Source organism: Burkholderia theae (assembly GCF_048565265.1).
In the GTDB taxonomy this organism is placed as follows: Bacteria; Pseudomonadota; Gammaproteobacteria; order Burkholderiales; family Burkholderiaceae; genus Burkholderia; species Burkholderia theae.
The window spans coordinates 1,742,612-1,769,421 of the sequence record NZ_CP183461.1; the positions used below are offsets into that span (position 1 = coordinate 1,742,612).

Below are 26,810 nucleotides of genomic sequence, written 5' to 3' on the forward strand. Positions count from 1 at the left end.
GAACGAACATGATCGTCGCAATACTCGAAGACATCGTGACCCAGGCGGGCGTCGTGGCCGGCTGGCTCAACAAGGCGGGCTACGACACGGAAGTGCGGCACGACGGCGACAGCTTCGTCGAGCTGGTGCGCTCGCAGCGCGTCGACGTGCTGCTGCTCGACTGGGACGTGCCCGGCAAGTCGGGGATCGACGTGATGCGTTGGGCGCGCGAATCGTTCGCCGACGCACTGCCGATCATCATGATGACGCAGCACGACGGCGAGAACGACATCGTGTTCGGCCTGAACAGCGGCGCCGACGACTATCTGATCAAGCCGCTGCGGGAGCGCGAGCTGATTGCGCGCGTGAATGCGCAGGTGCGCAAATACTATCCGCAGACGCAGCGCGCGAAGATCGTCGAGGTCGGCAAGTTCGCGCTCGACGTGAGCGCGCATGCGGCGACCGTCGACGGCGTGCCGGTCGAACTGTCGCAGCGCGAGTTCGATCTCGCGCTGATGCTGTTCGAGAGCGTGGGGCAGATCGTGTCGAAAGACATGATGATCAAGCGCATCTGGGGCGGCGTCGACCGGAAGTACGACGCGACGCTGGCCACCTATGTCAGCAAGTTGCGGTCGAGCCTCGGGCTACGGCCGAAGAACGGGCTCGCGATCACGACGGTCTACAACTACGGGTATCGGCTGGAGCGGACCTGAGCCGGGCCGGCGGGTAGGGCCGCCGGCGTCGATATTCCGCGAGCCGGTCATTCGGCTCTTCCTGCTCATCGATTGCCGCCGCCGGTTCGAGCGGCGTGTTCGGCCTGCCTGCGCGCGATCGCGATCGCGCATTGAGGATTCTTCCAGATTTGTTTGGCCGCCACGGCGCGGCCGGAATAATGCCTGCGAACTCGACGGGTTCGCTGTTCCGCTGTCACGGACTGGCAACGGACATCCTCACCTTTCTTCTCAGGCATTCGATGAAACAGTACCAAAAGCATCTCGTGTTTGTCGCGCTGATGGCGGCATTCGGATCGACGTCCGCGCTGGCGGCGGACGGCACGATCAACTTCCACGGCAAGATCGTCGCGACGACCTGCCAGATCGACAACAGCAATATCCAGGTGCCGCTCGGTGCGATCGGTGTCGACCAGCTTGCCGCGGCGGGCCAGGAGAGCCGTCGCGTGCCGTTCCAGATCGCGCTGAGCGCGTGCGACGACCAGTTGAACGGCGTGCGTGCGCAGTTCGAAGGCATGGCGCACGGCGACGATCCGACGCTGCTCGCGATCGGCAGCGGCGGCACGGACGACGCGAAAGGCGTCGGCATCCAGTTGATGCACGACGACGGCGAGCCGATCGGCATCAACAGCGAGACCGACACGCTCCAGCTGACGCCGGGCAGCAACGTGCTGAACTTCGCCGCGAACTACGTCTCGACTTCCGACCAGACCGAGGCGGGCGAGGCGAACGGCACGGCGTCGTTCACGCTGCATTACCGTTGAGCGCAGGGGATCGACCGATGACGACTCGATTCGTGCACCGCATGCTCGCGTGCATGCTCGGCCTGTGCGTGACCCACGGTGCGCTCGCGGGCATCGTGGTGGGCGCGACGCGCGTGATCCTGCACGAGGACAGGCGCGAGGCTGTCGTGCCCGTGAAGAACACGGACGGCCAGCCGTATGTCGTGCAGGCATGGATCGATGGCGGGCAGGGGGAAGGCAGCGCGAAGGCGCCGTTCTTCGTCACGCCGCCGCTGTCGCGGCTCGATCCCGGCAAGGAAAACCTGTTGCGCGTGATGCGCGTCAAGCATGCGCTGCCGGCCGACCGCGAATCGATGCTGTGGCTGAACGTGAAGGAGATCCCGGCTGCGCCGAAGCAGGAGAACGTGCTGCAGATCGCGATCCAGACGCGCCTCAAGGCGTTCTACCGGCCGCAGGGGTTGACCGGCTCGGCCGCCGACGCGCCCGCGGCGCTGACGTGGCGCATCGTGCCGTCGAGCGACGGCGCGCTGCTGTCGGTGCACAATCCGACGCCTTATCACGTCACGTTCGCGAAGATCGGCGTGGACGCCGGTGCCGCCGAGGACGTCGATCTCGAGATGGCGCCGCCGCTGCAAACGACGACCTACCCGCTGCGCACGATCCGGGCGATGGCGACGCAGCCGGGTGCGCTGACGTTCAGCACGATCAACGACTACGGCGCCGTGACGCCGCCCGTCACGGTGACGATGCCGGCCGACGACGCCTGATGCGACGTGGCGTGCGAAGCGTGCCGACGGCCGCTTAGCACGCCGCAGTTTCCGACCCTTTCGATTACCCCGACTTCATACACGTGGCCCGCGCTCGTCCGGCGCGGCCGCGTCTTCGTTCATGACACGACGCCTTCACCTGCTGCGCCGATGCGTGCTCGCGCTCGCCTCGACCGCCGCGCTCGGCTTGCCGATCGCGGGCGGTGGGTCCGCGCACGCGCAGACGGCATTCAATCCCGCATTCCTCGCGTTCGGCAACACGCAGGCGGACGTGGATCTCGACGCATTCTCCGAAGCGAACGTGCTGCTGCCCGGCGTGCATCCGGTCGAGGTGACGGTGAATGGTGAATCGTACGGTCCGCATGACGTCCGTTTCGAGCGCGATGCCCGCGACGAGTCGGTACGGCCCTGCGTGAGCACCGCGCAACTGGATGCGTTCGGCGTGAACGTGGCGGCGTTTCCGCTGCTTGCCGAAGCTGGCGCAAACGACGGCGCAAACGACCGCGCAGCGATGTGCGTCGACCCGCGCAACACGATGCCGGACGCGACCGTCGCGGTGGACCCAGATCGCCAGACGCTGTCGCTGACGGTGCCGCAGGCGAAAATGAAGCGCGTGCCGCGCGGCTCGGTCGATCCGTCGCGATGGGACGAAGGCATCGACGCGATGCGTTTCGACTACCGCGTCAACGCCGCGCAGCGTCGTTACGGCGATTTGCCGTCCGGCCAGGCGACCGAAGCCTACGCCAGCGTGCGCGCGGGGCTGAACCTCGGCGCATGGCGGCTGCGCGGCAGCGCGATGGTGAACCACAACGCGTCGGGGTTGCAGACGCAGTTGACGAATACCTATCTCGAGCGCGACATTCCCGCGTGGCGCAGCCGCGTGACGCTCGGCGACAGCTTCACGTCCGATATCGTGTTCGACAGCGTGGCGTTCCAGGGCGTGCAGCTCGCGTCCGACGACACGATGCAGCCGGACAGCCAGCGCGGCTACGCACCCGTCGTGCGCGGCATTGCGCAAAGTCATGCGAAGGTCGAGATCCGCCAGAACGGTTATCTCATCTACAGCAATTACGTGCCGCCGGGCCCGTTCGAGATCGACGACCTGTACGCGGTCGCATCGAACGCGGATCTCGACGTGACGATCGTCGAGGCGGACGGGCAAGCGCGCAGCTTCATCCAGTCGTCGGCGAGCATTCCGACGCTGCTGCGCCAGAACGCGTGGTCGTATCGCGCGGCCGCGGGGCGCTTGCGCGCCGATTCCGACCGGCCGCAATGGTTTACGTCGGCGAGTGCCGCCTACGGCTTGCCGGGCGAGATCACGGTCTACGGCGGCGCGACGTTCGCGAGCGGGTATGCCGCACTGGCGGCCGGCGTGGCGCGCAACATGCCGCGGGTCGGCGCGGTTTCAGTCGATCTCGTGCATGCGCGCCACCGTGACCACAAGGGGCGGGCGGGGGCCGGCAGCGCGGCGCGCGTGATGTTCGCGAAGGCGTTCGCGTCGACCGGCACGGAACTGCGCGCCGCGCACCATTATTATTCGGCCGGCTATCGCAGCCTGTCCGACATTGCGGTGCGTTACGCGGCGTCGGTCGACAACTGGGCATATCGCGCCGGCAAGCGCAGCCGCGGCGATCTGAGCGTATCGCAGAACCTCGGGCGGGCGGGTTCGCTGTACGTCAGCGCGAGCCGGCGTACGTACCGCGACGGCGCGGGGCAGGACCGGCTGGTGCAGCTCGGCTACGCGGGCAGCGTTTCGCGCGTGTCGTACAACGTGAACCTGAGCAACGAATCGCGCGCGCGTGGTGCGAGCAGCCGGCAGGTGTCGCTGAACCTCTCGATTCCGATGGGCGGCGCGCGTGCGGCGGCGCGGGCGTACGGCAGTGCGACGCTGATCGCCGGTACGGCCGGCACCGAGCAGCGCGTGGGCGTGTTCGGCACGCTGCTGGCCGACGATCGCCTGAGTTACGGCGTCGACGCCGATCGTTCGGCGAACGGCGTGGGCGGTGCGGTGAACCTGAACTATCGCGCGTCGGCCGGCCAGTTCGCGGCCACTCACAACCAGGCGCGCAGCGGTTCGCAGACGTCGGTCAGCGCGGCGGGCGGCGTGCTCGTGCATGGCGGCGGCGTCACGCTGTCGCAGCCGCTCGGCGAAACCGTCGCGCTCGTGCGCAGCGAGGGCGCGGCCAACGTGGGCGTGATCGCGCACGCCGGCGTACGCACCGACCGCGCGGGTTATGCGGTCGTGCCGCATGTCGTGCCGTACCGACAGAATCGCGTCGCACTGCGCACGGCTGAACTCGATCGCCAGCTCGAGATTCGCAACGCGATCGTGCACGTCGTGCCGACACGCGGGGCGGTCGTGCTGGCGCCGTTCGAAGTCGAGGCGGGGCGCCTGATGCTCGACGTGGCCGACGACACCGGCAAGCCGGTGCCGTTCGGCGCCGCCGTGCTGACAACGGACGGCAAGGAAGTCGGCATGGTCGGCCCGAACGGCCAGGGTTTCGTCACCGGCGTCGAGCGCGCCGGCGATCTGCTCGTGCGCTGGGGCGCGCGTCCGGACGAGCGTTGCGGGCTGTCGTACGACATGGGCGAATCGACCGCGCCTCGCCATTTCCCCGAACTCGACGTCGTCTGCTCGCGCACGCATCCCGCGCTCCGGGCCGACGCTTCTTCCTCGCCATCATCCCGATCATGAAACCCGTGACTTCCCGATTTGCCACGCGCCTGTGTCGCTGGGCCGCGCTTGCCGCGCTGACGTTCGGCGCGGCGCCTGCATTCGCCACCTGCCTGAGCGCGCCCGAGGATTTCAATCCGATCGAATTCGGCCCGATGGCCGCCGACCTCGTCGAGGTCGGCGGTGTCGTCGAGTCGACCCGGTTCACGCTGACCGTCACCTGCTCGCTGAACGGCCAGAACGATGCCGAGCCGCGCAATCTGCGGTATTCGAGCGAGTTTGGCGCGCTGCCGGGCATGAACCTGTGGGCAACCAACCTGCCAGGACTTGCGCTGCGCGTGACGCGCGATGGCGAAAATCTCGGCGGCAACACCGACGGCCTGCTCGGCGTGCACCCGGGCGACGGCAGTGCGCGCGAGTACGTGATCGACATGGAACTCGTCAAGACCGGGCCGGTGACGCCCGGCTTCCTGCAGGGCCAGGCGCTGAGCATCGACGCGTCGGCTGCGATCGGCGATCCCGACCACAACGTCGTGCGCAAGCACGTCACGAGCAGCTACGTGCGAGGCGTCGCATGCACGGTCAACACCGATTCGAAGCACCTCGTCGTTCCGCTCGGGGCCGTGCCCGCGACCGCGTTCGACGGTCCGGGCGCGGCTCGTGCATCGCGCGAATTCGCGATCGACCTGACGTGCAGCCCGTACGGCGATCCGCGGCCGACGCCGCTGTCGATCCAGTTGCTCGGCGAGACCGTGCCGGGCACCACGGACATATTGAAGCTGCAAGGCGACGACGCGGCACAAGGTGTCGGGATTCGCGTGCTGAAGGACGATGTGCCCGTGATGCTGAACGCGTGGCACGGCCTCGGCGACGCGAAGGTCGGGGCGACCACATTGCCGTTCATCGCGCAGTACTACCAGTACGGCGAACGCGTAACGGCGGGCTCCGGCGACAGCGTGATGACATTCCTGATCGAGATGCGCTGATGGCGGCCGGCAGGGCGGAGCGTTGTCGCGCCGGATATTTTGAAATCCTTGAGATTGATTATCGGCAGCGGATTCGACCTCGATAATTTCATCCACTTATCCATGGCAACCATGAACCGACAATCGATAAAGGATGAATCATGCAGGTGGCTTACCCGATACAAACGCAGCGAACGTTGTCCGCCGACGGCCGATACGATCGCTTCTCCCGCGCGCTGCACTGGATCTTCGCGGTCGTGATCCTGTACACGATGGCGGCCGGCTTCGCGCTGCACTTCATCACCGATCCGGGGCTCTGGCGCTTCGTGTCGACGCTCAACATGTCGCTCGCGAGCTGCCTGATCGTATTGTTTCCGCTGCGGTACGTATGGTCGTTCTTCCGCCGGACGCCGCCCGACGTCGAGTCGGTCCCGCAGGGTCAGCGCGCGATCGCGCATCTGGTGCACTCGTTGATTTACGTGCTCGTCGCGTTCGTCCTGTTCAGCGGGTTCGTGATGGTGCCGGACGGTTACTGGCTGTTCGGGATCGTTTACGTGAAGACGCCGTTCAGCGCGGGGCCGGTGACCGAACACTGGTTCGTACTCCACCGGATCGGCTGCTATACGCTGGCCTTGCTGGTGGCGGCACATGCGGGCGCGGCGCTCAAGCATCATTTCGTGTCGAAGAACGACGTGCTGAAGCGGATGCTGTGATGCAGCTTCCGTCGTGCCGGAAGCGATGCGTTTTCGGAGAATAGGGGGCAGATGTCAGCCCGGGCGTGCAAGGCGCCCGGGTATTTTGCTTTCCTGGGCCTGAAAAAGAAAAAGGCCGGCTAGAAGCCGACCTTTTTAAATACAGATGGTGCCCAGGAGAGGACTCGGTCACCCATGCGCGACCCCGGCTGCGCTTGTAAGCGCAGCCTTTCGAGTCCTCACGCAAAGCGCGCAGGCGCTTTGCTTCCTGGGCCGGAAATGAAAAAAGGCCGGCAAAAGCCGACCTTTTTAAAAACAGATGGTGCCCAGGAGAGGACTCGAACCTCCACGATGTTGCCACCGCTAGGACCTGAACCTAGTGCGTCTACCAATTCCGCCACCTGGGCACGTTTTGCAGTAGCTGCTTGCTGCAAAGAAGCGAAATTATAGCGCCCCAATTATTCGTGTCAACACTTTTTTGCGACGCATCGCAAACCGGCCGCCGTCGCGCCGGCCCGCGGCATTCCCCGTTATTTGGTGACACAGGCGGATGATAGAATGGTCCGCCGCCGTCAATATAGAACTGTCTGACGGACACCTCTATGTTGATGCCGTGCACCATCGGTCAACGCAACGAGAACAATCATCGACAAACCCTTGAGCAAATATCCGTACCCCATTCCAAGCCGTGAAGAGATTCTCGGCGTGCTGCGTACGAGCGACGCGCCGCTGGCCGCCAACGACATCGCCGAAGCATTGTCGATCAAGCGTCAGGAGCGCGAGGGGTTCTTCCGGCGTGTCGCCGCGATGGAACGCGACGGCCAGATCCGCCTCGACAAGCGTGGCCACTACCAGTTGACCCATCCGTCGAACTTCGTCGCCGGGCGCGTGCAAGGGCATCGCGACGGCTATGGGTTCGTGATTCGCGACGACGGCCAGGACGATCTGTTCTTGCCGAACGGCGAAATGCAGAAGGTGATGCACAACGATCGCGTGCTCGCGCGGATCGTCGGCTACGATCGCCGCGGCCGCCCGGAAGGGCATGTCGTCGAAGTCACCGATCGCGCGAACAAGCGCGTGATCGGCCGCCTGCTCAACGAGAACGGTGCGCTGATCGTCGCGCCGGAAGACAAGCGCATCGGCCACGACATCCTGATCACGCAGAACGTGAAGAAGGCGAAGGTCGGGCAGGTCGTCGTCGTCGAGCTGACCGATTTCCCGAGCCGTCATTCGCAGCCGCTCGGCCGTGTCGTCGAAGTGCTCGGCGATATCGACGATCCGGGCATGGAAATCGAAATCGCGGTGCGCAAGTACGGCGTGCCGCATGAATTCAGCCAGCCGGCGCTCGACGAAGCCGCCGCGCTGCCCGACAAGGTGCGGCCGACCGACCTGCGGTTCCGCGTCGACCTGCGCGACGTGCCGCTCGTGACGATCGACGGCGAGGACGCCCGCGACTTCGACGACGCCGTCTACTGCGAGCCGGTCAAGGTCGGTCGCGGCGACGGCTACCGCCTGATCGTCGCGATCGCGGACGTGTCGCACTACGTACAGCCGGGCGGCGGGCTCGATGCCGACGCGCTCGAACGCAGCACGTCGGTCTATTTCCCGCGCCGCGTGATTCCGATGCTGCCGGAAAAACTGTCGAACGGCCTGTGCTCGCTGAATCCGCAGGTCGACCGCTGCGTGCTCGCGTGCGACATGGTGATCACCGCGCGCGGCGAGATCAAGGCGTATCAGTTCTATCCGGCCGTTATCCATTCGGCTGCACGCCTCACGTACACCGAAGTCGCGGCCGTGCTGTCGAACACGAAGGGGCCGGAGGCCGCGCGCCGCGCGGACCTGCTGCCGCACCTGCAGGATCTGTATGGCGTCTACAAGTCGCTGTTCGCCGCACGGCAGAAGCGCGGCGCGATCGACTTCGACACGACCGAGACCTACATCGTCTGCAACTCGCAGGGCAAGATCGAGCAGATCGTGCCGCGCCAGCGCAACGATGCGCACAAGCTGATCGAGGAGTGCATGCTGGCCGCGAACGTCTGCGCGGCCGATTTCCTGAAGCGCAACAAGCATCCGGGCCTGTACCGCGTGCACGCGGGGCCGACGCCGGAGAAGCTCGAGAACCTGCGCGCGTTCCTGCGCGGCATGGGCCTGTCGCTCGGCGGCGGCGACAAGCCGCATGCGAGCGACTACGCGGCGCTGATGGCGCAGATTCGCGACCGGCCCGACGCACAGATGCTGCAGCCGATGCTGCTGCGCTCGATGCAGCAGGCCGTCTACAGCCCGGACAACATCGGCCACTTCGGTCTCGCGTACGAGGCGTATGCGCACTTCACGAGCCCGATCCGCCGTTATCCCGACCTGCTCACGCACCGCGCGATCTACGCGATCCTGTCCGGCAAGAAGTACGTGCCGAAGGCGCCGGACGGCTTCGAGCTGAACACCGCGCTGTCGCCGCGCGCCCGCGCGATGCAGCAGGCCGACGACGAAACGCGCGGCCGCTCGCGCCCGAACACGGCGATCTGGGAAGAGCTCGGCCTGCACTGCTCGGCGAACGAGCGGCGTGCGGACGAGGCGTCGCGCGACGTCGAGGCATGGCTCAAGTGCTACTTCATGCGCGACAAGCTCGGCGAGGAGTACGGCGGGATGGTGAACGGCGTGACGTCGTTCGGCATCTTCGTGCAGCTCGACACGCTCTTCATCGAAGGGCTCGTGCACGTTACGGAACTCGGCTCGGACTACTTCCAGTACGACGAGATCAAGAACGAGCTGCGCGGCGAACGGACGGGCATCCGCTATCGCTTGTCGGACCGCGTGCGCGTGCAGGTCAGCCGTGTCGATCTCGACGCGCGCAAGATCGATTTCCGTCTCGTGCGCGATACGCCGGTGAAGGCGCCGCGTCCGTCGCCCGCGCCGGCTGCCGCAGGCGCCGATCGCAACGGCAACGGCCCGCGCGTGCGTGCGTTGCCGCCGGCGGAGGACTCCGCACCGCGTCGCAAGAAGGCCGCGAGCGCACCGAGCGTCGCGGTACAGGAAGCGCGCGCCGCGCGTACCGCCGCGAAGAAGAAGGGCGGTAATGGCGGTAGCGGTGGTGGTGGCGGTGCGGCGGCAAAGCCGACCGCGAAGAAGACACGCGCCCGCAAGAAGTATTGAGCGTTCGGGGCGGCGCAAGCGCACGCCCTGCAGTATCGAGAGACGCCGCGTCACCGGTCATCGGCCGGCAACGCGGCGCTTTCCTTTTCCATGGATCGCGGCCGCGCGCGTCGCGCGGCCGCACGTTTGATCGAAGGTTGTTCCAGTCATGTCACGTCTGAAGGTTCTTTACGGTTTTCATGCGGTGACCGCACGTTTGCGGCACGATGCATCGACGGTTGCGGAGGTGCTGTACGACCAGACGCGCCGCGACCGCCGCATGCAGGACTTCCTGCACACCGCGAAGGAAGCGGGCGTGCGGCTGATCGCGGCCGACGAAACGCGCCTGTGGGGCCTCGCCCATACCGAGCGTCACCAGGGTGTCGTCGCGCGCGTCGAGGACGTCCCGCTCGCGCAAAACCTGTCCGAGCTGCTCGACGGCATCCAGGGCCCCGCGCTGCTGCTCGTGCTCGACGGCGTCACCGATCCGCACAACCTCGGCGCGTGCCTGCGCGTTGCCGATTCGGCGGGTGCGCACGCGGTCATCGCGCCGCGCGACCGTGCGGTCGGCCTGAACGCGACCGCGGCCAAGGTGGCGAGCGGCGCGGCCGATACGGTGCCGTACATCACGGTGACGAACCTCGCCCGCGCGCTGCGCGAACTGAAGGAAGCCGGCGTGTGGATCATCGGCACGTCGGACGAGGCGTCGTCGACGCTCTACGACACGAAGCTCGACGGTCCCGTCGCGCTCGTGATGGGCGCGGAAGGCGAAGGCATGCGCCGGCTCACGCGCGACACCTGCGACGATGTGATGAGCATCCCGATGGCCGGCAGCGTGGAAAGCCTGAACGTGTCGGTCGCAAGCGGCGTGTGCCTGTACGAAGCCGTGCGCCAGCGGCGCGTGAAGGGCTGACGCAGCCCGTCTCGCGCGATGCGCGCGGGCCCGACCCGAACGACGCGTGCCGCGATGCGACGCGGCACGCGGCTCCCCGGAATTCGCGACCGATGACCCTGCTTCGTGTTGGCGCATCCTGCGCCGTGTTGTGCCTGCTGGCAGCCTGCACGTCGCCGTCGCTCGTCGAACGCGGCACCTACTATGCCGACACGAGCCAACACGCGCGCGGTGCCGATTCGCGGATCCGTTTTCTCGTGATGCACTACACCGAAAGCGACGAAGCGAAATCGCTGCGCACGCTGACGGGCGATTCGGTCAGCGTGCATTACGTCGTGCCGCCGCAGCCGCGTATCGAACGCGGGATGCCCGTCGTCTACCAGCTCGTGCCGGAATCGCAACGCGCATGGCACGCGGGCGTCAGCGAGTGGCAGGGCACGACCGAGCTGAACGCGGCGTCGATCGGCATCGAGAACGTGAACCGCGGCCCGCTCGATCCGCAGAATCGCACCTGGCAGCCGTATCCGCCCGAACAGGTCGAGGCGCTGATCCGCCTGTCGAAGGACATCGTCGCGCGCTACGCGATTCCGCCGACGCGCGTGGTCGGGCACAGCGATATCGCGCCGCAACGCAAGATCGATCCGGGGCCGCTGTTTCCGTGGCACGCGCTGGCCCAGGCCGGCGTCGGCGCATGGCCGGACGATGCGACGGTTGCCGCGCGGCTCGGCGGTCGCGATCCGCATGCGCCGGCCGATGTGCGCGAACTGCAGCTCAAGCTCGCGCGCTACGGCTACGACGTGCCGACCGACGGCGTGCTCGATGCACGTACGCGACGCGTGTTCGCGGCGTTCCAGATGCATTTCCGTCCGTCCGACTACGCGGGCAATCCGGACGCGGAAAGCGATGCGATCGCGCAGGCGTTGCTCGACAAATACTTCCCCGGCTCGCAAACGGCGGACAATGCGCCCGCGGCGGGCGCGCCCTGAACCCGCGGCGCACCGCGCGCCGAAAAACGCGGGCTGTCATCCGAGTCCGGTAAACTGGCGGTTTTCCGCAAACCCGCAGCATGACCACTCCATGACTCAAGACGAACTCAAACGCCTCGTCGGCCAGGCCGCCGCCGACTACGTGATCCAGAACGTGCCGGAAGGCGCCGTGATCGGCGTCGGCACCGGCTCGACCGCCAACTGCTTCATCGACGCGCTCGCCGTCGTCAAGTCGCGCTACCGCGGCGCCGTGTCGAGCTCCGTCGCAACGACCGAGCGCCTGAAATCGCACGGCATCAAGGTGTTCGACCTGAATGAGGTCGATTCGCTGCAGGTGTACGTCGACGGCGCCGACGAGATCGATGCGAGCGGCGCGATGATCAAGGGCGGTGGCGGCGCGCTGACGCGCGAGAAGATCGTCGCGTCGGTCGCCGACACGTTCGTCTGCATCGCGGACGCCAGCAAGCGCGTGCCGGTGCTCGGCGCGTTCCCGCTGCCGATCGAGGTCGTGCCGATGGCACGCACGGCGATCGGCCGGCGCGTGACTGAGCTCGGCGGCGTGCCGGTGCTGCGCGTGACGAAGGACGGTGCACCCTACATCACCGACAACGGCAACGAGATCATCGACGTGAAGGGGCTGCAGATCGCCGATCCGCGCGGTTTCGAAGCACAGGTGAATGCATGGCCGGGCGTCGTGACGGTCGGTTTGTTCGCCGAGCGCGGCGCGAATCTGTGCTTGCTCGGCACGGAAAACGGCGTTGAAACGATCGTGTATTCGGCTAATTGAAAGAAATGAAAAGCAGTCCGTAACGGCGTGTTACATCCGTAATGGATTGAATGTTTAAATCTTGTGGAAACCGGGGCCCGGCAAGCGCAGTGCGCTTCCCGGGCCTTTTTTGAAGCCTTATAAATCACCCCGTCAAAAAGAGGGATAACCCTGTCAGGTGTTTACCAGATAGCGAAATATCCCCGAACTCATCAACTTATAGATCATAAGAACAGTAGTAACCAGGGCCGGCGGAACTGCGGAGCAGGTGTTCGCAAATCGACGCACGGGGAGGTGTTATGGAGCAGGGCAAAGACCGGTCACTGGTCGCCAAAGTGATGGATGGGCTTGTCTCGGGTATCGTCGAAGACAAGTACGGCGGCATTTTGCCGCCGCAAGACGTGTTATCGAAAGAGTTCGATGTGAGTCGCACCGTGATGCGGGAAGCGTTGTCGATGTTGCTTGCGCGCGACATGCTGGACGTTCGGCCGAAAGTCGGCACGCGCGTGCGGCCGATGCGTGACTGGCGCATGATCGACGAAGACGTGGTGAGCTGGCGGTTTCGGGCAAAACCCGATCCACAGTTCATGCGCGACGTCATCGAATTCCGGATGCTGATCGAACCACGTGCGACCGCGCAGGCGGCGGTGCGTGCGACGGCGGCTGACATCGCGGGTATCCGCGAGGCGTTCGATGCGTTCAAGGTGCTGCAGCCTGGCGACACGGGCTACGACACGGCGGACGAGTTGCTGCACACGCGGATCGTGCAGGCGAGCGGCAATCAGTTCTTCCAGCAGATGGCGGCGATCGTGCGCGGTGCGGTGCGTCTCGTGAATCCGCGCGTCGTGCAGAAGGAGGGGGCGCACGAGATTGCCGTGAAGGCGCATGCGCGTGTCGTCGACGCGATCGAGCGGCGCGATCCGCGCGAGGCCGAAGCGGCCTCGCTGGCGCTGATCGATTTCAGCGCCGACGAGATCTCGCGCGATTTCTCTGTCGACGTGCCGGTGCGTGCCTGACGTTGTTCGTGTCGCTCATCCGAGTGCTGGCGAGCCGTTTATCATGACGGCCGACCGGCAGCGTGCCGGTCACCGTCATACGACCGACACGGAAGATCAGGATGAACGACAACGACCAACGCCCGGTGCGCTTCGGCATCGTCGGTGCGGGCAGCATTGCGCGCCGCTTCGCGCAAAGCCTCGCACACGTGCCGGGTGCCACGCTCGCCGGTGCCTGGGCCCGCCGCGCCGACGCAGCGGCAGCCTTTTGCGGGACGTGCGGCGGCACGCCTGCCACGAGCCTTGAGGCGCTCCTCGCGAGCGATATCGACGCGGTTTATATCGCGACACTCCATGACAGTCACGCGCAGTACACGCTGGCCGCACTTGCCGCCGGCAAGGCCGTGCTGTGCGAAAAACCCGCGACGCTGAACGCGGCGCAACTCGACACCGTGCTGCGTGCGGCACGCGACGCCGGGCGGCTTTTCATGGAAGCGATGAAGCCGCCGTTCTTTCCGTTGTACCGTCAGCTGCGCGCGCACCTGCGGGACGATCCGATCGGCGAGATCCGGCTCGTGCGGGCGGGCTGCGCGTCGTCGTCCGTACCGGACGACCATCCCGTCTATCGCCTCGATCGCGCGGGCGGCGCGCTGCTCGATATCGGGATCTACGAGGCATTTCTCGCGGTCGACTGGCTCGGCGCGGCGCTCGACGTGCAGACGCTCGGCCGCGTCGGCGCGACGGGTGTCGACATGTTCGCGAGCCTGAACAGCGTGCATGCGAACGGCGGGATCGCCCAGCTTTTTTGCGGGCTCGACGTGATGGGACGCGGTGACGCACTGATCGCCGCGGCCGGCGGTCACGTGACGATTCACGAGAAGTGGTGGAACCCCGCACGCGCGACGATCCGCTATGCGGACGGGCGGTCGGTCGAACTCGACGCGCCGGTCGACGGCGGCGGGTTGAACTACGAGACCGCGCATTTCTGCGACCTGCTGCGCGCGGGCGCAACCGAGAGCCCGATCATGACGCACGACCATTCGCGGCAGATGATCGCGATGACCGATGCGGCGCGCGCCGCGCTCGGCGTGCGCTATTCGGGCGAGTAAGCGGAGAAAGTGGGGCGCCGGGCACGCGTGCCCGGCGGATGGCGTGCGCTCAGTGCCGCGACGGCAGCGACAGGCGTTTTTCGTACCAGCGCTGCACCCACTCGAGGATCTGGCACAGGATCCAGTACACGGCCGCGGCGGCAAGATAGAGCGGCAGCGGCTGATAGGTCGCCGCAATCACTTCCTGCGCGCTGCGCAGCAGTTCGGTCACGGTGATCACGGACACGAGCGACGTGTCCTTGATCAGGCTGATCAGGCTGTTCGACAGGCTCGGCACCGCGATGCGCAGCGCCTGCGGGCCGATCACGTAACGCAGCGTCTGCCCCCACGACAGCCCGAGGCTGTACGCGGCCAGCCATTGGCCGCGCGCGATCCCGTTGATTGCGCCGCGCATGCTTTCGGACATGTAAGCCGCGACGTTCGCGGACAGCGCGATGACGCCGGCCGGCGTCGGGTCGAGCGAGATGCCGAGGCTCGGCAGCCCGTAGTAGATCACGAAGATCTGCACGAGCAGCGGCGTGCCGCGCATCAGGCTCACGTACGCGCGCGCCAGCCACGCGAGCGCGTTGACCCAGATGCGTTCGAAGCCTTCGAGCGGTTCGCTCTGGCGGATGCCCATCATCGCGAGCATGACGGCGCCGAGCAGGCCGAACACCATCGACAGTACGGCGAACTTGACGGTCAGTACGGCGCCCTGGGCGAGCACCGGCAGCGATTGGACGAGCAGGGACGTTGTCGACATGGAATACGAATCGAATGCTTGCGCGGAAGCGCAATCATAAACCGGACGAATAAAACAAAGGGCGGCATCGTTGCTGATGCCGCCCTGTTCGGCCCGCCGTCAGGCGGGAAATGCAGGCGTGCTTACTTGATCGGTTTCGTCACGTCGATGCCGAACCACTTGTCCGAGATCTTCGTGAACGTGCCGTCGGCCTCGAGTTGCGCCATCGCGTCGTCGATCGCCTTCTGGAACTGCGGGTTGCCCTTCTTGAACGGGATGCCCGACGGGTTCGCCGAGCCGACGTTCGCGCCCGGGCGCAGCGGCAGCTGCGAATTCTTCGTCAGGTAGGCGAGCATCAGGCGGTCGTTGAGCGCTGCGTCGAGGCGGCCGGCCGCGAGATCGCGCAGGTACTCGGGCGCGCCCGGGTACGTCTTCACGTCGATGCCGGGCACCGACTTCGCCATGTCCATGTAGTTCGTGCCGAGCGCGACGCCGAGCTTCTTGCCTTTCAGGTCATCCAGCGACTTGAACTGGCGCGTGTCGTCCTTGCGCTGGATCAGCTGCGCGGACGAATACGTGTACGCCGGCGAGAAGTCGAGCGTTTCCTTGCGCTTGTCGGTGATGCCGACCTGGTTGGCGATCACGTCGAACTTGCCGGCCTGCAGGCCGGCGATGATGCCGCTCCATTCGGTCGTTACGAATTCGGCCTTCACGCCGAGCTTCGCGGCCACGGCCTTCGCGATGTCGACGTCGAAGCCGACGAGTTCGCCTTGCGGGTTCTTCGAGTTGAACGGCGGGAACGTGCCTTCAAGGCCGATTCGCAGCGTGCCGCGTTGTTTCACCTGGTCGAGGAGGTCGGCCGCATGCGCGGTGGCGGCGGCGAACGACGTGCCGATCACGCCGGCAACCAGCAGCTTCTTCAGCAGCGAAAATTTCATCGTGTGAGCTTCCTTGCCCCGGTGGGGGCTTCTGTTCTGATAGTGCGATCGATGATAGCAAAAACGCAATCGATCGATAAATATCGTTTGTTTATGCCTATATTACTTACGCGGCAGGCTCGCGGGCGACGGCCTTCACGCATTCGGCGACGAGTGCGGGGCCGCGATAGATGAAGCCCGTATAGAGCTGGACGAGCGCCGCGCCGGCCGCGAGCTTTGCACGGGCGTCCTCGCCCGAGAAAATGCCGCCGACGCCGATGATCGGCACTGCGCTGCCCACTTCGGCGTGCAGCTTGCGAATCACCTCGTTCGACGCGTCGAACACCGGGCGGCCCGACAGGCCGCCGGCTTCGTCCGCATGCGGCAGGCCCTGGACGGCCGCGCGCGACAGCGTCGTGTTGGTGGCGATGACCGCTTCGATCTTGTGGCGCAGCAGCGTGTCGCCGATTTCCTTGACCTGTTCGTCGTCGAGATCGGGCGCGATCTTCAGCGCGAGCGGCACGAGCTTGCCGTGCAGGTCGGCGAGGCGCTGCTGCTTGTCCTTCAGCGCGGCGAGCAGCGCGTCGAGCTCGCCCGCGCCCTGCAGCTGGCGCAGGTTCTTCGTGTTCGGCGACGAGATGTTGATCGTCACGTAGCTCGCGAACGGGTACACGCGCTCGAGGCAGTACAGGTAGTCCTCGGCGGCGCGTTCGATCGGCGTATCGGCGTTCTTGCCGATGTTCAGGCCGAGGATGCCGCGATAGCGGGCGGCCTGGACGTTCTTCACGAACTGGTCGACGCCGTGGTTGTTGAAGCCCATCCGGTTGATCAGCGCGTCGGCCTGCGGCAGGCGGAACATCCGCGGGCGCGGGTTGCCGGGCTGCGGGCGGGGCGTGACCGTGCCGACTTCGATGAAGCCGAAGCCGAGCGCCGCGAGGCCGTCGATGGCCGCGCCGTCCTTGTCGAGACCGGCCGCGAGGCCGACCGGGTTGCGGAACGTGAGCCCCATCACGGTGCGCGGCGCGTCGGGCACGCGGGCCGACAGCGCGCAGGCGAGGCCCGTGCGGCCGGCCGCGCCGAGCGCGCGCAGCGTGAGGTGGTGAGCGTCTTCCGCATCCATTTTGAACAGGGATGCGCGGGCCAGCGGATAGAGAGAACTGAACACGGGAATTGGGCGGACGGCCGGAATGAATGACAACCCGCTATTTTACCGGGAGTTGCGCGGCAGGGGCGCGCTTCGCTTCGTCGCCCCCGGCGGTGCGCGTCAGCCCGAGCCGGAATGCCCGCCCGGCAACGGCGCGCGGGCCAGTGCCGCGTCGACGGGCGGCAGGTCGATCCGTTCCGGATCGAGTGTCTTCCAGCGGCCGTCGATCAGCCCCTCGAGCGGGTGGAAGTTCGCCTTGTAGGCCATCTTCGGGCTCTCGCGGATCCAGTAGCCGAGGTACACGTACGGCAGGCCGAGGCTTTTCGCCTGCTCGATCTGCCACAGGATGTTGTAGGTGCCGTAGCTCGTGTGCCGGTCGTCAGGCTCGAAGAACGTGTAGACCGACGACAACCCGTCGCCAAGGATGTCGATCATGCTGACCATGCGCAGCTTGCCGGGCTCGCCGCCCGGCGCGTCGAGGTCGCGGAATTCGACGAGGCGGGAATTGATCCGGCTCTGCAGCAGGAACTGCTCGTACTGGTCGCGGCTGTCGCGATCCATGCCGCCGCCCGCGTGTCGCGCGGACTGGTAGCGCATGTAGAGCGCGTAGTGCTCTTCGTCGTAGTGCAGCGGCGAAACCGTCGCGACGAGCGCGCGGTGCCGCTTCCACATCCGGCGCTGCGTGCGCGACGGCACGAACGCGTCGACCGGCACGCGCACCGGCACGCATGCGCGGCAGCCGTCGCAGTACGGGCGATACGTGAAGACGCCCGAGCGGCGGAAGCCGGCCTTCACGAGTTCGGTGTAGATGTCGGAGTTGATCAGGTGGCTCGGCGTCGCGACTTGCGAGCGCGCGATGCGGCCGTCCAGATAGCTGCACGGATAGGGCGCCGTTGCATAGAATTGCAGCGCCGAAAGCGGTGAAAGCGGCAGCTCAGTCGGGTGAGTCATGGGCAGCTCTCGATGCAGGGAAGGAGTGCCGCGCTAGCGCTCGATCCCGGAGGGCGCCGCCGTTTCGGCGGGGCCCGTCAGCGCGGCGAGCACGCGCTTGTCGAACTGCCACGGAATCGGCGGTTCGGCTACCGCGCTGCGCACGTGAGCGACAAAGGCCTTGCGTGCGATCTCGCGGCCGCCGAGCGACGCTAGATGCGACGTATTCTGCTGGCAGTCTATCATCTCCAGCCCCTGCTCGCGAAGGTGGGCGACGAGCGCGGCCAGCGCGATCTTCGATGCGTCGGTGGCATCCGCGTACATCGACTCGCCGAAAAACATCCGCCCGAACGACACGCCGTACAGGCCGCCGACACGGCGCCCGTCATGCCACGTCTCGATGCTGTGCGCGTTGCCGGAGCGATAGAGCGACGTGTACGCGTCGATGATCTCGGCGGTGATCCACGTGCCGCGCTGCCCGCGCCGCGGCGCCTGCGCGCAGGCACGCATCACGCCCGGAAAATCGTGATCGACGCGCACTTCCCATTCGGGCCCGCGCAGCACGCGTTTCAGCGTCTTGCGCAGCGACGGCGACACCTTGAATTCGGCCGGCACGAGGATCATGCGCGGGTCGGGACTCCACCACAGCACGGGCTGGCCGTCGGAGTACCACGGGAAGATGCCGCGCCGGTATGCGTCGATCAGGCGGGACGGCAGCAGGTCGGCGCTCGCGGCGAGCAGCCCGGGTGCGCCGGTCGCGGGACCGAGCGCGCGTTCGATGGACGGAAACGGATCGTCCGGGCCGAGCCAGGGGACCATGGGTCGCGGGCTCAGCCGTTGCGCAGCGAGCGGAAGATATCGCCGGTGTGCACGCCGTAGTCGCCCGCGGCGCGATCGGCGAAGAAGAATCGCAGGGTCTGGCTGACGGTCGGGAACGCGATCTCGTCCCACGGAATGTCGGCTTCGTCGAACAGCTTCACCTCGAGGCTTTCCTCGCCGGCTTCGAAGGCGGGATCGGTGAGCCGCGCGAGATAGAACAGGTGAACCTGATGCACGTGCGGCACGTTGAGCAGCGTGAACAGGTTCTGCACCTCGACGCGCGCGCCGGCTTCCTCGAGCGTTTCGCGCGCGGCGGCTTCCGCCGTCGTCTCGCCCATTTCCATGAAGCCCGCGGGCAGCGTCCAGAACCCGTAGCGCGGTTCGATCGCGCGGCGGCACAGCAGGATCTGATCGCCCCAGACCGGGACCGTGCCGACGACGTTGCGCGGATTCTGGTAGTGGATCGTGCCGCAGTGATCGCAGACGAAGCGCTCACGGTTGTCGCCCGGAGGAATGCGCGCGATGACTTCGTGACCGCAGACGGAGCAGAATTTCATGTCGAGTGGAAGGGACGAGGTGAATGCGAGTGTATCACCGGGGCGCGGCATTCTCGAACGCCTGCGCATGCGGGCGGCGTGCCGCGCGAAGCGCAGGACGCACGTGCGTGAAGAGGGGGAGAGAATCGTGTGCGGAAAAACAAAAAGCCCGGCGCGGAGCCGGGCTTTTTGCGTAATTCTGGACGTTTGGTTGCGGGGGTAGGATTTGAACCTACGACCTTCGGGTTATGAGCCCGACGAGCTGCCAGACTGCTCCACCCCGCGTCCGTCGAAGAAATGAATTATAAGGAGTTACCCGAACGCGTGCAAGCACTTTCTGACAATCGCGTGTCGCGTCTTGTGGGGACGGGACGGTGGGCGCGTGCGCTAGAATCGAACGGTTTGTTTCGTCTCTTCGGCAACGGCGCCTTGCGCGATCGCATCGGCGCCGTTGCGATTCTCATTACGGCATCGACGGATTCATGGACATCGCTCACGATCTGCAATCGATCGGCGCGCAGGAACAGGCGCTCGTGTTTCCCCATTTCGACCCGGCCCGCGCGTGGGCGCTCGGCAACCGGATGCATGCCCTCGCGACATCGCGCGGCCATGCGATCGCGATCGACATCGTCACGTTCGGCCAGCCGCTGTTCTACGCGGCGCTCGCCGGCGCGACGCCCGACAACGCCGACTGGGTGCGCCGCAAGCGCAACGTCGTCGCGCATTTCCGGCGCAGCTCGTATGCAATCGGCCTGCGCATGCAGCAGGCCGGCGCGACGCTGGCGGACAAGCACGGGCTGCCGATCGGCGAATATTCGCCGCACGGCGGCGCGTTTCCGCTGACCGTCGCGGGCGCCGGCGTGATCGGCTCGATCACCGCGTCGGGGCTGCCGCAGCGCGCGGACCACGAATTCGTCGTCGAGGCGCTGTGTGCCGAGCTCGGCCAGGACTACGCCGTGCTGGCCCTCGCGAGGAGTTGAGCGATGCAGATCCCGGGATACGCATGGCTCGCGATCGCGATCGTCGCGGAAGTGATCGGCACGTCGGCGCTGCGCGCGGCGGACGGCTTCACGCGCTTCTGGCCGTCGGCGCTCGTCGTCGTCGGTTACGGCATCGCGTTTTACTGCCTGTCGCTCACGTTGCGCACGATGCCCGTCGGCATCATCTATGCAGTCTGGTCGGGCGCCGGCATCGTGCTGATCACGCTCGTCGCGATGCTGCTCTATCGTCAGGTGCCGGACGTGCCGGCGGTGATCGGTCTCGGGCTGATCATCGCGGGCGTCGTGGTGCTGAACCTGTTCTCGAAGATGCAGGCGCACTGAACGTGCGACTGCCGTTTGCCGGATGGCCCTCATGACCGATTCCACTTCCGCTGCCGTTTCCGCCGAGCCCGACGTACGCGCTTATGTCGCGAACCGCATCGGCTTTCTCGAACTGAATCGGCCGAAGGCGCTGAACGCGCTGTCGGTCGGCATGATCCGGCTGGTGCAGCAGGCGCTCGACGCGTGGCGCGACGATCCCGAAGTCGTCGCGGTCGTCGTGCACAGTCCGCATCCGCGCGCCTTCTGCGCGGGCGGCGACGTGCGCTTCTTCCACGACGCGTCGCAGCGCGGCGACCGTGATGCGGTCGACACGTTCTTCATCGAGGAATACACGCTCAACCACACGATCTTCACGTATCCGAAGCCGTACATCGCGCTGATGCACGGCGTCGTGATGGGTGGCGGCATGGGCATTTCGCAGGCGGCGCGGCATACGGGCGGCCTGCGCGTCGTGACCGACTCGACGAAGATGGCGATGCCCGAAACGCGCATCGGCCTGTTCCCGGACGTCGGGATGAGCTGGTTTCTCGCACGCACGCCCGGCGCGATCGGCCGTTATCTCGCCGTGACCGGCGCGCCGCTCGACGCGGCCGGCGCACTGTACGCGCAGCTCGCCGACGTCTATCTGCCCGATGCCGCGCTGCCGGCGCTGCTCGACACGCTGCGCAGCGCGCGCATCGACAGCGGTGCGCAGGCCGTCGCGTGCGTGGCCGACGCGGCGGCTGAACACAAGGTCGTGCCGACGCCCGATACGTCGGCACTGGCCGATGCGCACGCCGGGATCGACCGGCATTTCGCGCAGCCGGATATCGGCGCGATCCTCGCGTCACTCGACGCCGAGCAGGATTGCGCGGCGGTCGACGGATGGGTCGAGAAGGCGACCCATGCGATGCGCAGCCAACTGTCGCCGCTGTCGATGGCCGTGTCGCTAGAAGTCGTCGAACGCGCACGCGGCGCGACGATGGGCGATTGCCTGCGGCGCGATCTCGATCTCACGCGCTCGACGTTCGCGCGCGGGGACGTGATCGAAGGCGTGCGCGCACTGATCGTCGACAAGGATCACCAGCCGGCCTGGCGCTTCAAGTCGGCCGCTGACATCGATCGCGCGGACGTGCTCGCGATGTTCGACAGCCCGTGGACGCCCGATACGCATCCGCTGCGGAATCTGCGCGACTGACGTGAGCCGGGCCGGGTCAGGCGCGGTATCGAAATGAAAAGGCCGCCTGCACATGCAGGCGGCCTTTTCGTTGATGGATGTCGATTCGTCCGCGGCCGAAGGATGCGGAGAGCGGGCTCGCGTTACTCGTCGCGCGCATCGTCCGACATGAAGGCGCGCATGAACACGAGCGCACCGAAGCCCCACACCGCGTTCGCCGCGAAGCCGGCCGCGAGCACGGGCATCATGTTGCCCGACGGCCAGATGCCGCGCAGCGGATCGATCGCGAACACGCGGGCGGCCGTCAGCACGATGCCGCCGAATACGAGCGCGCCGATCCACGATGCCTCGCGTTCCGGCGAGACGCGCAGCAACCACGCCATCGGGATTGCGCAGCACGCGCTGATCAACGCATTCGCGACAAATTCAGGAATGCCGAGCGGCGCGAACGGCTGCGTGGAGAAGCCGGTTGCGGCGATCAGGTCGGCCGTGTGAAGGAGTGCGAGCGTGGCCTCGCGGAAGAACAGGGCGGCCAGGAAGCCGGACAGGAATGGCAGGATGACTTTCTGCATCGATGAGCGCACCGCAGGCGCGCACGGCCGGGGCCGTCCGCGCGGAGTTATTCGGAAAGGTGCGTCATTATAGGGCCCGGCCGCCGCGATATTCGCTCCAGCGTCGTGCTAATCACGAAAGCGGAAAACCTAAGCTCAAAAAAATCGTTCCAAAGCCCTGTACCGATCCCTAGACTGATTTCCCAGAAACAGCCGTGCAATCGCGTCCTCGCCCGCTGCACGGCCTGACCGGCGAGCCATCCCGATTCGAACGCACACCATGCATGCGTCGCTCATCCGCGACGCGAGCAGGGCGGTGTTTTTTCCAAATTCCGGCAAGGACAGTCAAGCAGGAGCAGCAGATGAATGTGTTCTGGTTTATCCCCACGCATGGCGACAGTCGTTATCTCGGTACGGCCGAGGGCGCGCGCGCCGCGGATTACGACTATTTCAAGCAGGTTGCCGTGGCGGCCGACACGCTCGGCTACGACGGCGTGCTGCTGCCGACGGGCCGTTCCTGCGAGGATGCGTGGGTCGTCGCGTCGAGCCTCATTCCGGCGACACAGCGTCTGAAGTTCCTGGTCGCCGTGCGTCCCGGCATCGCTTCGCCGGGACTGGCGGCGCGGATGGCCGCGACGTTCGATCGCCTGTCGGGCGGTCGCCTGCTGATCAACGTCGTGACGGGCGGCGATGCGGCCGAGCTCGAAGGTGACGGCCTGTTTGCCGATCACGACACGCGCTACGAGATTACCGACGATTTCCTGAACATCTGGCGCGGGCTGCTTGCCGCGTCGCACGACAACGGCGGCTTCGACTACATCGGCAAGCACCTGCAGTCGAAGGGCGGCAAGGCGCTTTATCCGCCCGTGCAGCGTCCGCATCCGCCGCTGTGGTTCGGCGGTTCGTCGCCGGCCGCGCACGCGATCGCCGCCGATCACATCGATACCTATCTGACCTGGGGCGAGCCGCCCGAGGCCGTCGCGAAGAAGATCGCGGACATCCGGGCCCGCGCCGAAGCGCGCGGCCGCAAGATCAAGTTCGGCATCCGCCTGCACGTGATCGTGCGTGAGACCGAGGACGAAGCATGGCGTGACGCCGACCGGCTGATCAGCCGCCTCGACGACGACACGATCGCGCGTGCACAGCAGGCGTTCGCGAACATGGATTCGGAAGGCCAGCGCCGCATGGCCGCGCTGCACGGCGGCAAGCGCGGCGGCCGCGATGCGCTCGAGGTGTATCCGAACCTGTGGGCCGGCGTCGGTCTCGTGCGCGGCGGTGCGGGCACGGCGCTCGTCGGCAATCCCGAGCAGGTCGCGGAACGCATGCGCGAATACGCGGACCTCGGCATCGAGACATTCATCCTGTCCGGCTACCCGCACCTCGAGGAGTCGTATCGCTTCGCCGAGCTCGTGTTCCCGCTGATCAAGGGCAAGGGCGCGGAGAAGGCGACCGGCCCGCTGTCGGGGCCGTTCGGCGAGATCGTCGGTAACAGCTATCTGCCGAAGGCGAGCCAGAGCTGAGCGAGGAGAGGCCTGCGATGACAACGAAAACATCGACGACGGGCGCCGTCGTGGCCGCCCGCGCATGGCGCGCCGTCGCGCCGTGGCTGGTGCCGCTCGCGCTGCTGGTCGCATGGGAGGTCGGCGCGCGCGTCGGCTGGCTGTCGACCCGCGTGCTGCCCGAGCCCGTGGCGGTCGTGCGCGCGGCCTGGTCGCTCGTGACGTCGGGCGAAATGTGGGCGAATGTGAAAGTCAGTACGTGGCGCGCGCTGTTCGGCTTCGCGATCGGCGGCGGCGTCGGCCTCGCGCTGGGCCTCGCGACCGGCCTGTCGAAGGCGGCCGAAGTCGCGCTCGATTCGACGATCCAGATGATCCGCAACATCCCGGCGCTCGCGATGATTCCGCTCGTGATCCTGTGGTTCGGCATCGACGAGAAGGCGAAGCTGTTCCTCGTCGCGCTCGGCGTGTTCTTTCCGGTCTACATCAACACGTATCACGGGATCCGCTCGGTCGACGCGAACCTGATCGAGATGGCGAAGAGTTATGGCGTGCGTGGTTTTGCGTTGTACCGCGACGTGATCCTGCCCGGTGCGTTGCCGTCGATCCTCGTCGGCGTGCGATTCGCGCTCGGGCTGATGTGGGTGATGCTGATCGTCGCGGAAACGATTTCCGCACAGTCGGGCATCGGCTACATGACGATGAACGCACGCGAATTCCTGCAAACCGACGTGGTGGTGGTCGGCATCCTGCTGTACGCGGTGCTCGGCAAGCTGGCCGACGTGCTGGCGAAATGGCTCGAACGCGTGACGTTGCGCTGGCACCCCGCTTACCAATCAGGAGCAAAGGCATGAATGCGACGACTTCGGCGGCCGCTTATGGCCTGCTCGCCGGCGCAGACCTCGAGGCCGAGCTTGCGCAGGCGCGTGTCACGGACGGCGATGCACGAGACGCGGCGATCCTCGATCGCGACGGCAGCGCATCGGTCGTTCCGCTCGCGCGGCGGCGAGCGGGAAGCCAGGCACCCGACGATGCGGTGACGCTGTCGGGCGTCAGCAAGCGTTATGGCGCGCGCACCGTGCTCGACAACGTCGAGCTCGGCATCGCACGCGGCAGCTTCGTCGCGATCGTCGGTCGCAGCGGCTGCGGGAAATCGACGCTGCTGCGTCTCGTCGCGGGACTCGAGCAGCCGAGCAGCGGTGCGCTCGTGACGCGCGGCGAGGGCGGCGGCGTGCTCGATACGCGGATCATGTTCCAGGATGCGCGCCTGCTGCCTTGGAAAACCGTGCTGCAGAACGTGATGCTCGGCCTCGGGCGCGGTGCGCGCGACGATGCACGCGCGGTGCTCGACGAAGTCGGCCTGCTGGAGCGGGCGAATGACTGGCCCGCGCAACTGTCGGGCGGCCAGCGGCAGCGTGTGTCACTGGCGCGCGCGCTCGTGCACCGGCCGCAGCTGCTGTTGCTCGACGAGCCGCTTGGCGCGCTCGACGCGCTGACCCGCATCGAGATGCATGCGCTGATCGAGCGCCTGTGGCGCGAGCATCGGTTCACCGCGCTGCTCGTCACGCACGACGTGCAGGAGGCCGTCGCCCTCGGCGACCGCATCCTGCTCATCGAGCAGGGGCGTGTGGCGCTGGATCAACCCGTGCCGCTCGACCGGCCGCGCGCCCGCGCATCGGCAGCGTTTGCGGCGCTGGAAGACCGCGTGCTGAAGCGCGTCCTCGCCGGCGGGCCCGGCGCGGCCGAACACGGCACGGTGCATGAAGCAGACAACGTTCGACCGGTCGGGCAGATCCGCTGGGCCGTTTAATTCCGGGCGGCTTCGGCCGTCCGTTCTGAGACTTTTTTCTTCGGAGCGATCAACCCGATGAGCATCACTGCAATCAACGTGCGTAACCAGTTCAAAGGCAAGGTGAAGGAGATCATTCGCGGGCCGGTGGTGTCCGAGGTCGACGTCGAGACGCCGTTCGGCATCGTCACGTCGGTGATCACGACCCGGTCGGTCGACGAGCTTGAACTGAAGGTCGGCGCGGAAGTCGTCGCGCTCGTGAAGTCGACCGAAGTATCGATCGCGCGTCTCTGAGCGCGTGTTTCCCGCGCCGGTGTGGTGCCGGCGGGCAGCCTTGCCCGTCGGCGCGCGCCGCGCGGCATTCCCGCAGCGCGTTTGCCTCGATATTCGGCGTCCGGACGAAGTGCTAGGATGGAACGACACCTACGCCGGAGGCCAACGCATGACCCCCATCCTTTCCCCGGAAGCCATCGAGGCGCTGAAATGGATCGACCAGTTCGGCGAAAGCCGGCCGGTTCCCGCCGCGTTCGACGACGTCGTTTATGCGTTGCTGAACGAGGGGCTGATCTATCAGGCGACGGCCGACAGGGTCGACCTGACCGCGGATGGTAAATCCTTTTTGTCTGACGAATACGATTGAGCGCGCGGCGCCGGCTGCAAGGGCGGCCGGCGCCGTGTTGCCACGGAGCGTGCGATGGAACCGAGAGGCAGCGACCTCGGCGATTTCAGCGAGCCGTACCGCGGCTTCGAGATCGAGGTGAAGACCGAGCAGGTCTGGGATGGCGAGCATGCGCACTACCGCGTGCTGCAGGGCGATGCCGTGCGGATCGACTGGCGGCTCGTCAAGGTCGACGGCGTGCTGCTGACCGAACGGCGGGTGATCGAGCGCGTGCTGGAAGAGGCGCGGCGGGCGGTCGATGCGGAGCTGGGTGAGGGGTAGAGCGGGTGTCGGGCCGGCACGGCCCGTGTTGCGGTAAAATAGCAGGTTGTGTCCGCGCCGC

At 66.5% G+C, this 26,810-nt stretch carries 28 protein-coding genes and 2 tRNA genes; 21 read left to right on the forward strand and 9 right to left on the reverse strand.

Translation table 11 applies throughout. The features are described from left to right. Positions 1–8: 8 nt before the first annotated feature. The 6 genes from ACN22W_RS08050 (at position 9) to ACN22W_RS08075 (ending at position 6,572) form a co-directional block, all read left to right on the forward strand. The gene (locus tag ACN22W_RS08050) at positions 9–692 is read left to right on the forward strand and encodes a response regulator transcription factor (RefSeq protein ID WP_129514453.1); all 684 of its coding nucleotides are present in this window, start codon (positions 9–11) and stop codon (positions 690–692) included. 260 nt (positions 693–952) lie between these two features. Then, a complete protein-coding gene (locus ACN22W_RS08055) occupies positions 953–1,474 on the forward strand; it encodes a fimbrial protein (RefSeq protein WP_193098269.1) in 522 nt (173 codons plus the stop codon). A 17-nt stretch (positions 1,475–1,491) separates the two neighbouring features. After that, on the forward strand, positions 1,492–2,220 hold the full coding sequence (locus ACN22W_RS08060) for a molecular chaperone (protein ID WP_419687195.1): 729 nt from the start codon (positions 1,492–1,494) through the stop codon (positions 2,218–2,220). Between the two features lie 121 nt (positions 2,221–2,341). Beyond that, entirely contained in the window at positions 2,342–4,915 is a 2,574-nt protein-coding gene (locus ACN22W_RS08065; protein ID WP_419687197.1) for a fimbria/pilus outer membrane usher protein, read from the forward strand. Between the two features lie 5 nt (positions 4,916–4,920). Continuing rightward, positions 4,921–5,880, forward strand: a complete 960-nt coding sequence (locus tag ACN22W_RS08070; protein WP_419687199.1) for a fimbrial protein — start codon at positions 4,921–4,923, stop codon at positions 5,878–5,880. A gap of 176 nt (positions 5,881–6,056) precedes the next feature. Next, positions 6,057–6,572, forward strand: a complete 516-nt coding sequence (locus tag ACN22W_RS08075; protein WP_419687201.1) for a cytochrome b — start codon at positions 6,057–6,059, stop codon at positions 6,570–6,572. Between the two features lie 299 nt (positions 6,573–6,871). Here the strand turns inward: ACN22W_RS08075 and ACN22W_RS08080 are convergent. Further along, positions 6,872–6,958: transfer RNA gene (locus ACN22W_RS08080), tRNA-Leu, on the reverse strand. Positions 6,959–7,208: 250 nt separating this feature from the next. Here ACN22W_RS08080 and rnr point away from each other — a divergent pair. From rnr to ACN22W_RS08110, 6 genes are all read left to right on the forward strand, one after another. Next, entirely contained in the window at positions 7,209–9,701 is a 2,493-nt protein-coding gene (gene rnr / locus ACN22W_RS08085; RefSeq protein WP_343491449.1) for a ribonuclease R, read from the forward strand. Positions 9,702–9,849: 148 nt separating this feature from the next. Further along, positions 9,850–10,593 (forward strand): 23S rRNA (guanosine(2251)-2'-O)-methyltransferase RlmB, encoded by a 744-nt coding sequence (gene rlmB, locus ACN22W_RS08090; protein WP_048243915.1) that lies wholly within the window; start codon positions 9,850–9,852, stop codon positions 10,591–10,593. Positions 10,594–10,685: 92 nt separating this feature from the next. Continuing rightward, positions 10,686–11,558, forward strand: a complete 873-nt coding sequence (locus ACN22W_RS08095; RefSeq protein ID WP_419687202.1) for an N-acetylmuramoyl-L-alanine amidase — start codon at positions 10,686–10,688, stop codon at positions 11,556–11,558. Between the two features lie 91 nt (positions 11,559–11,649). Continuing rightward, on the forward strand, positions 11,650–12,345 hold the full coding sequence (rpiA, locus tag ACN22W_RS08100) for a ribose-5-phosphate isomerase RpiA (RefSeq protein WP_129514461.1): 696 nt from the start codon (positions 11,650–11,652) through the stop codon (positions 12,343–12,345). Positions 12,346–12,623: 278 nt separating this feature from the next. Continuing rightward, entirely contained in the window at positions 12,624–13,340 is a 717-nt protein-coding gene (locus ACN22W_RS08105; RefSeq protein ID WP_048243909.1) for a FadR/GntR family transcriptional regulator, read from the forward strand. Positions 13,341–13,441: 101 nt separating this feature from the next. Further along, positions 13,442–14,428, forward strand: coding sequence for a Gfo/Idh/MocA family protein (locus ACN22W_RS08110; RefSeq protein WP_129514462.1), 987 nt, complete (start codon positions 13,442–13,444; stop codon positions 14,426–14,428). A gap of 49 nt (positions 14,429–14,477) precedes the next feature. Here the strand turns inward: ACN22W_RS08110 and ACN22W_RS08115 are convergent, their stop codons facing one another. The 7 genes from ACN22W_RS08115 to ACN22W_RS08145 all read right to left on the reverse strand — a co-directional run bounded on the left by ACN22W_RS08115 (position 14,478) and on the right by ACN22W_RS08145 (position 19,780). After that, complete coding sequence (locus ACN22W_RS08115; RefSeq protein WP_048243905.1) at positions 14,478–15,170, reverse strand: amino acid ABC transporter permease; 693 nt, start codon at positions 15,168–15,170, stop codon at positions 14,478–14,480. 122 nt (positions 15,171–15,292) lie between these two features. After that, positions 15,293–16,087: a cystine ABC transporter substrate-binding protein gene (locus tag ACN22W_RS08120; RefSeq protein ID WP_129514463.1), complete on the reverse strand. Its 795-nt coding sequence runs from the start codon at positions 16,085–16,087 to the stop codon at positions 15,293–15,295. Between the two features lie 106 nt (positions 16,088–16,193). After that, positions 16,194–17,231 (reverse strand): quinone-dependent dihydroorotate dehydrogenase, encoded by a 1,038-nt coding sequence (locus tag ACN22W_RS08125; RefSeq protein ID WP_129514464.1) that lies wholly within the window; start codon positions 17,229–17,231, stop codon positions 16,194–16,196. A gap of 99 nt (positions 17,232–17,330) precedes the next feature. Further along, positions 17,331–18,161, reverse strand: a complete 831-nt coding sequence (locus ACN22W_RS08130) for an arginyltransferase (protein WP_048243899.1) — start codon at positions 18,159–18,161, stop codon at positions 17,331–17,333. Between the two features lie 33 nt (positions 18,162–18,194). Next, positions 18,195–18,959, reverse strand: a complete 765-nt coding sequence (gene aat / locus ACN22W_RS08135) for a leucyl/phenylalanyl-tRNA--protein transferase (protein ID WP_048243898.1) — start codon at positions 18,957–18,959, stop codon at positions 18,195–18,197. An 11-nt stretch (positions 18,960–18,970) separates the two neighbouring features. Next, on the reverse strand, positions 18,971–19,516 hold the full coding sequence (locus ACN22W_RS08140; protein ID WP_011351855.1) for an NUDIX hydrolase: 546 nt from the start codon (positions 19,514–19,516) through the stop codon (positions 18,971–18,973). Positions 19,517–19,703: 187 nt separating this feature from the next. Next, positions 19,704–19,780: transfer RNA gene (locus ACN22W_RS08145), tRNA-Met, on the reverse strand. A gap of 197 nt (positions 19,781–19,977) precedes the next feature. Here ACN22W_RS08145 and ACN22W_RS08150 point away from each other — a divergent pair. Genes ACN22W_RS08150 through ACN22W_RS08160 form a run of 3 tightly spaced genes read left to right on the forward strand, consistent with a single transcriptional unit; the run spans position 19,978 to position 21,994 of the window. Then, entirely contained in the window at positions 19,978–20,475 is a 498-nt protein-coding gene (locus ACN22W_RS08150) for a heme-degrading domain-containing protein (RefSeq protein WP_129514465.1), read from the forward strand. Positions 20,476–20,478: 3 nt separating this feature from the next. Next, positions 20,479–20,817: a DMT family transporter gene (locus tag ACN22W_RS08155; protein WP_419687206.1), complete on the forward strand. Its 339-nt coding sequence runs from the start codon at positions 20,479–20,481 to the stop codon at positions 20,815–20,817. A 31-nt stretch (positions 20,818–20,848) separates the two neighbouring features. Beyond that, positions 20,849–21,994 (forward strand): enoyl-CoA hydratase/isomerase family protein, encoded by a 1,146-nt coding sequence (locus ACN22W_RS08160; RefSeq protein ID WP_419687208.1) that lies wholly within the window; start codon positions 20,849–20,851, stop codon positions 21,992–21,994. A gap of 122 nt (positions 21,995–22,116) precedes the next feature. On the opposite strand, the gene ACN22W_RS08165 is transcribed toward ACN22W_RS08160, so the two are convergent. Next, a complete protein-coding gene (locus tag ACN22W_RS08165; protein WP_048243891.1) occupies positions 22,117–22,545 on the reverse strand; it encodes a hypothetical protein in 429 nt (142 codons plus the stop codon). A 341-nt stretch (positions 22,546–22,886) separates the two neighbouring features. Here ACN22W_RS08165 and ssuD point away from each other — a divergent pair, with 341 nt between their 5' ends. From ssuD to ACN22W_RS08195, 6 genes are all read left to right on the forward strand, one after another. Continuing rightward, positions 22,887–24,044 (forward strand): FMNH2-dependent alkanesulfonate monooxygenase, encoded by a 1,158-nt coding sequence (ssuD, locus tag ACN22W_RS08170; RefSeq protein ID WP_048243889.1) that lies wholly within the window; start codon positions 22,887–22,889, stop codon positions 24,042–24,044. 17 nt (positions 24,045–24,061) lie between these two features. Continuing rightward, complete coding sequence (gene ssuC / locus ACN22W_RS08175) at positions 24,062–24,874, forward strand: aliphatic sulfonate ABC transporter permease SsuC (RefSeq protein WP_048243887.1); 813 nt, start codon at positions 24,062–24,064, stop codon at positions 24,872–24,874. Beyond that, entirely contained in the window at positions 24,871–25,830 is a 960-nt protein-coding gene (locus tag ACN22W_RS08180; protein ID WP_419687210.1) for an ATP-binding cassette domain-containing protein, read from the forward strand. The genes ssuC and ACN22W_RS08180 overlap by 4 nt, the downstream gene beginning before the upstream one ends. Positions 25,831–25,887: 57 nt before the next feature. Next, positions 25,888–26,103, forward strand: a complete 216-nt coding sequence (locus ACN22W_RS08185; RefSeq protein ID WP_006400187.1) for a TOBE domain-containing protein — start codon at positions 25,888–25,890, stop codon at positions 26,101–26,103. Between the two features lie 148 nt (positions 26,104–26,251). Then, entirely contained in the window at positions 26,252–26,449 is a 198-nt protein-coding gene (locus tag ACN22W_RS08190) for a hypothetical protein (RefSeq protein ID WP_048243884.1), read from the forward strand. A gap of 54 nt (positions 26,450–26,503) precedes the next feature. Then, positions 26,504–26,749, forward strand: a complete 246-nt coding sequence (locus ACN22W_RS08195) for a hypothetical protein (protein WP_419687215.1) — start codon at positions 26,504–26,506, stop codon at positions 26,747–26,749. Positions 26,750–26,810: the final 61 nt, after the last annotated feature.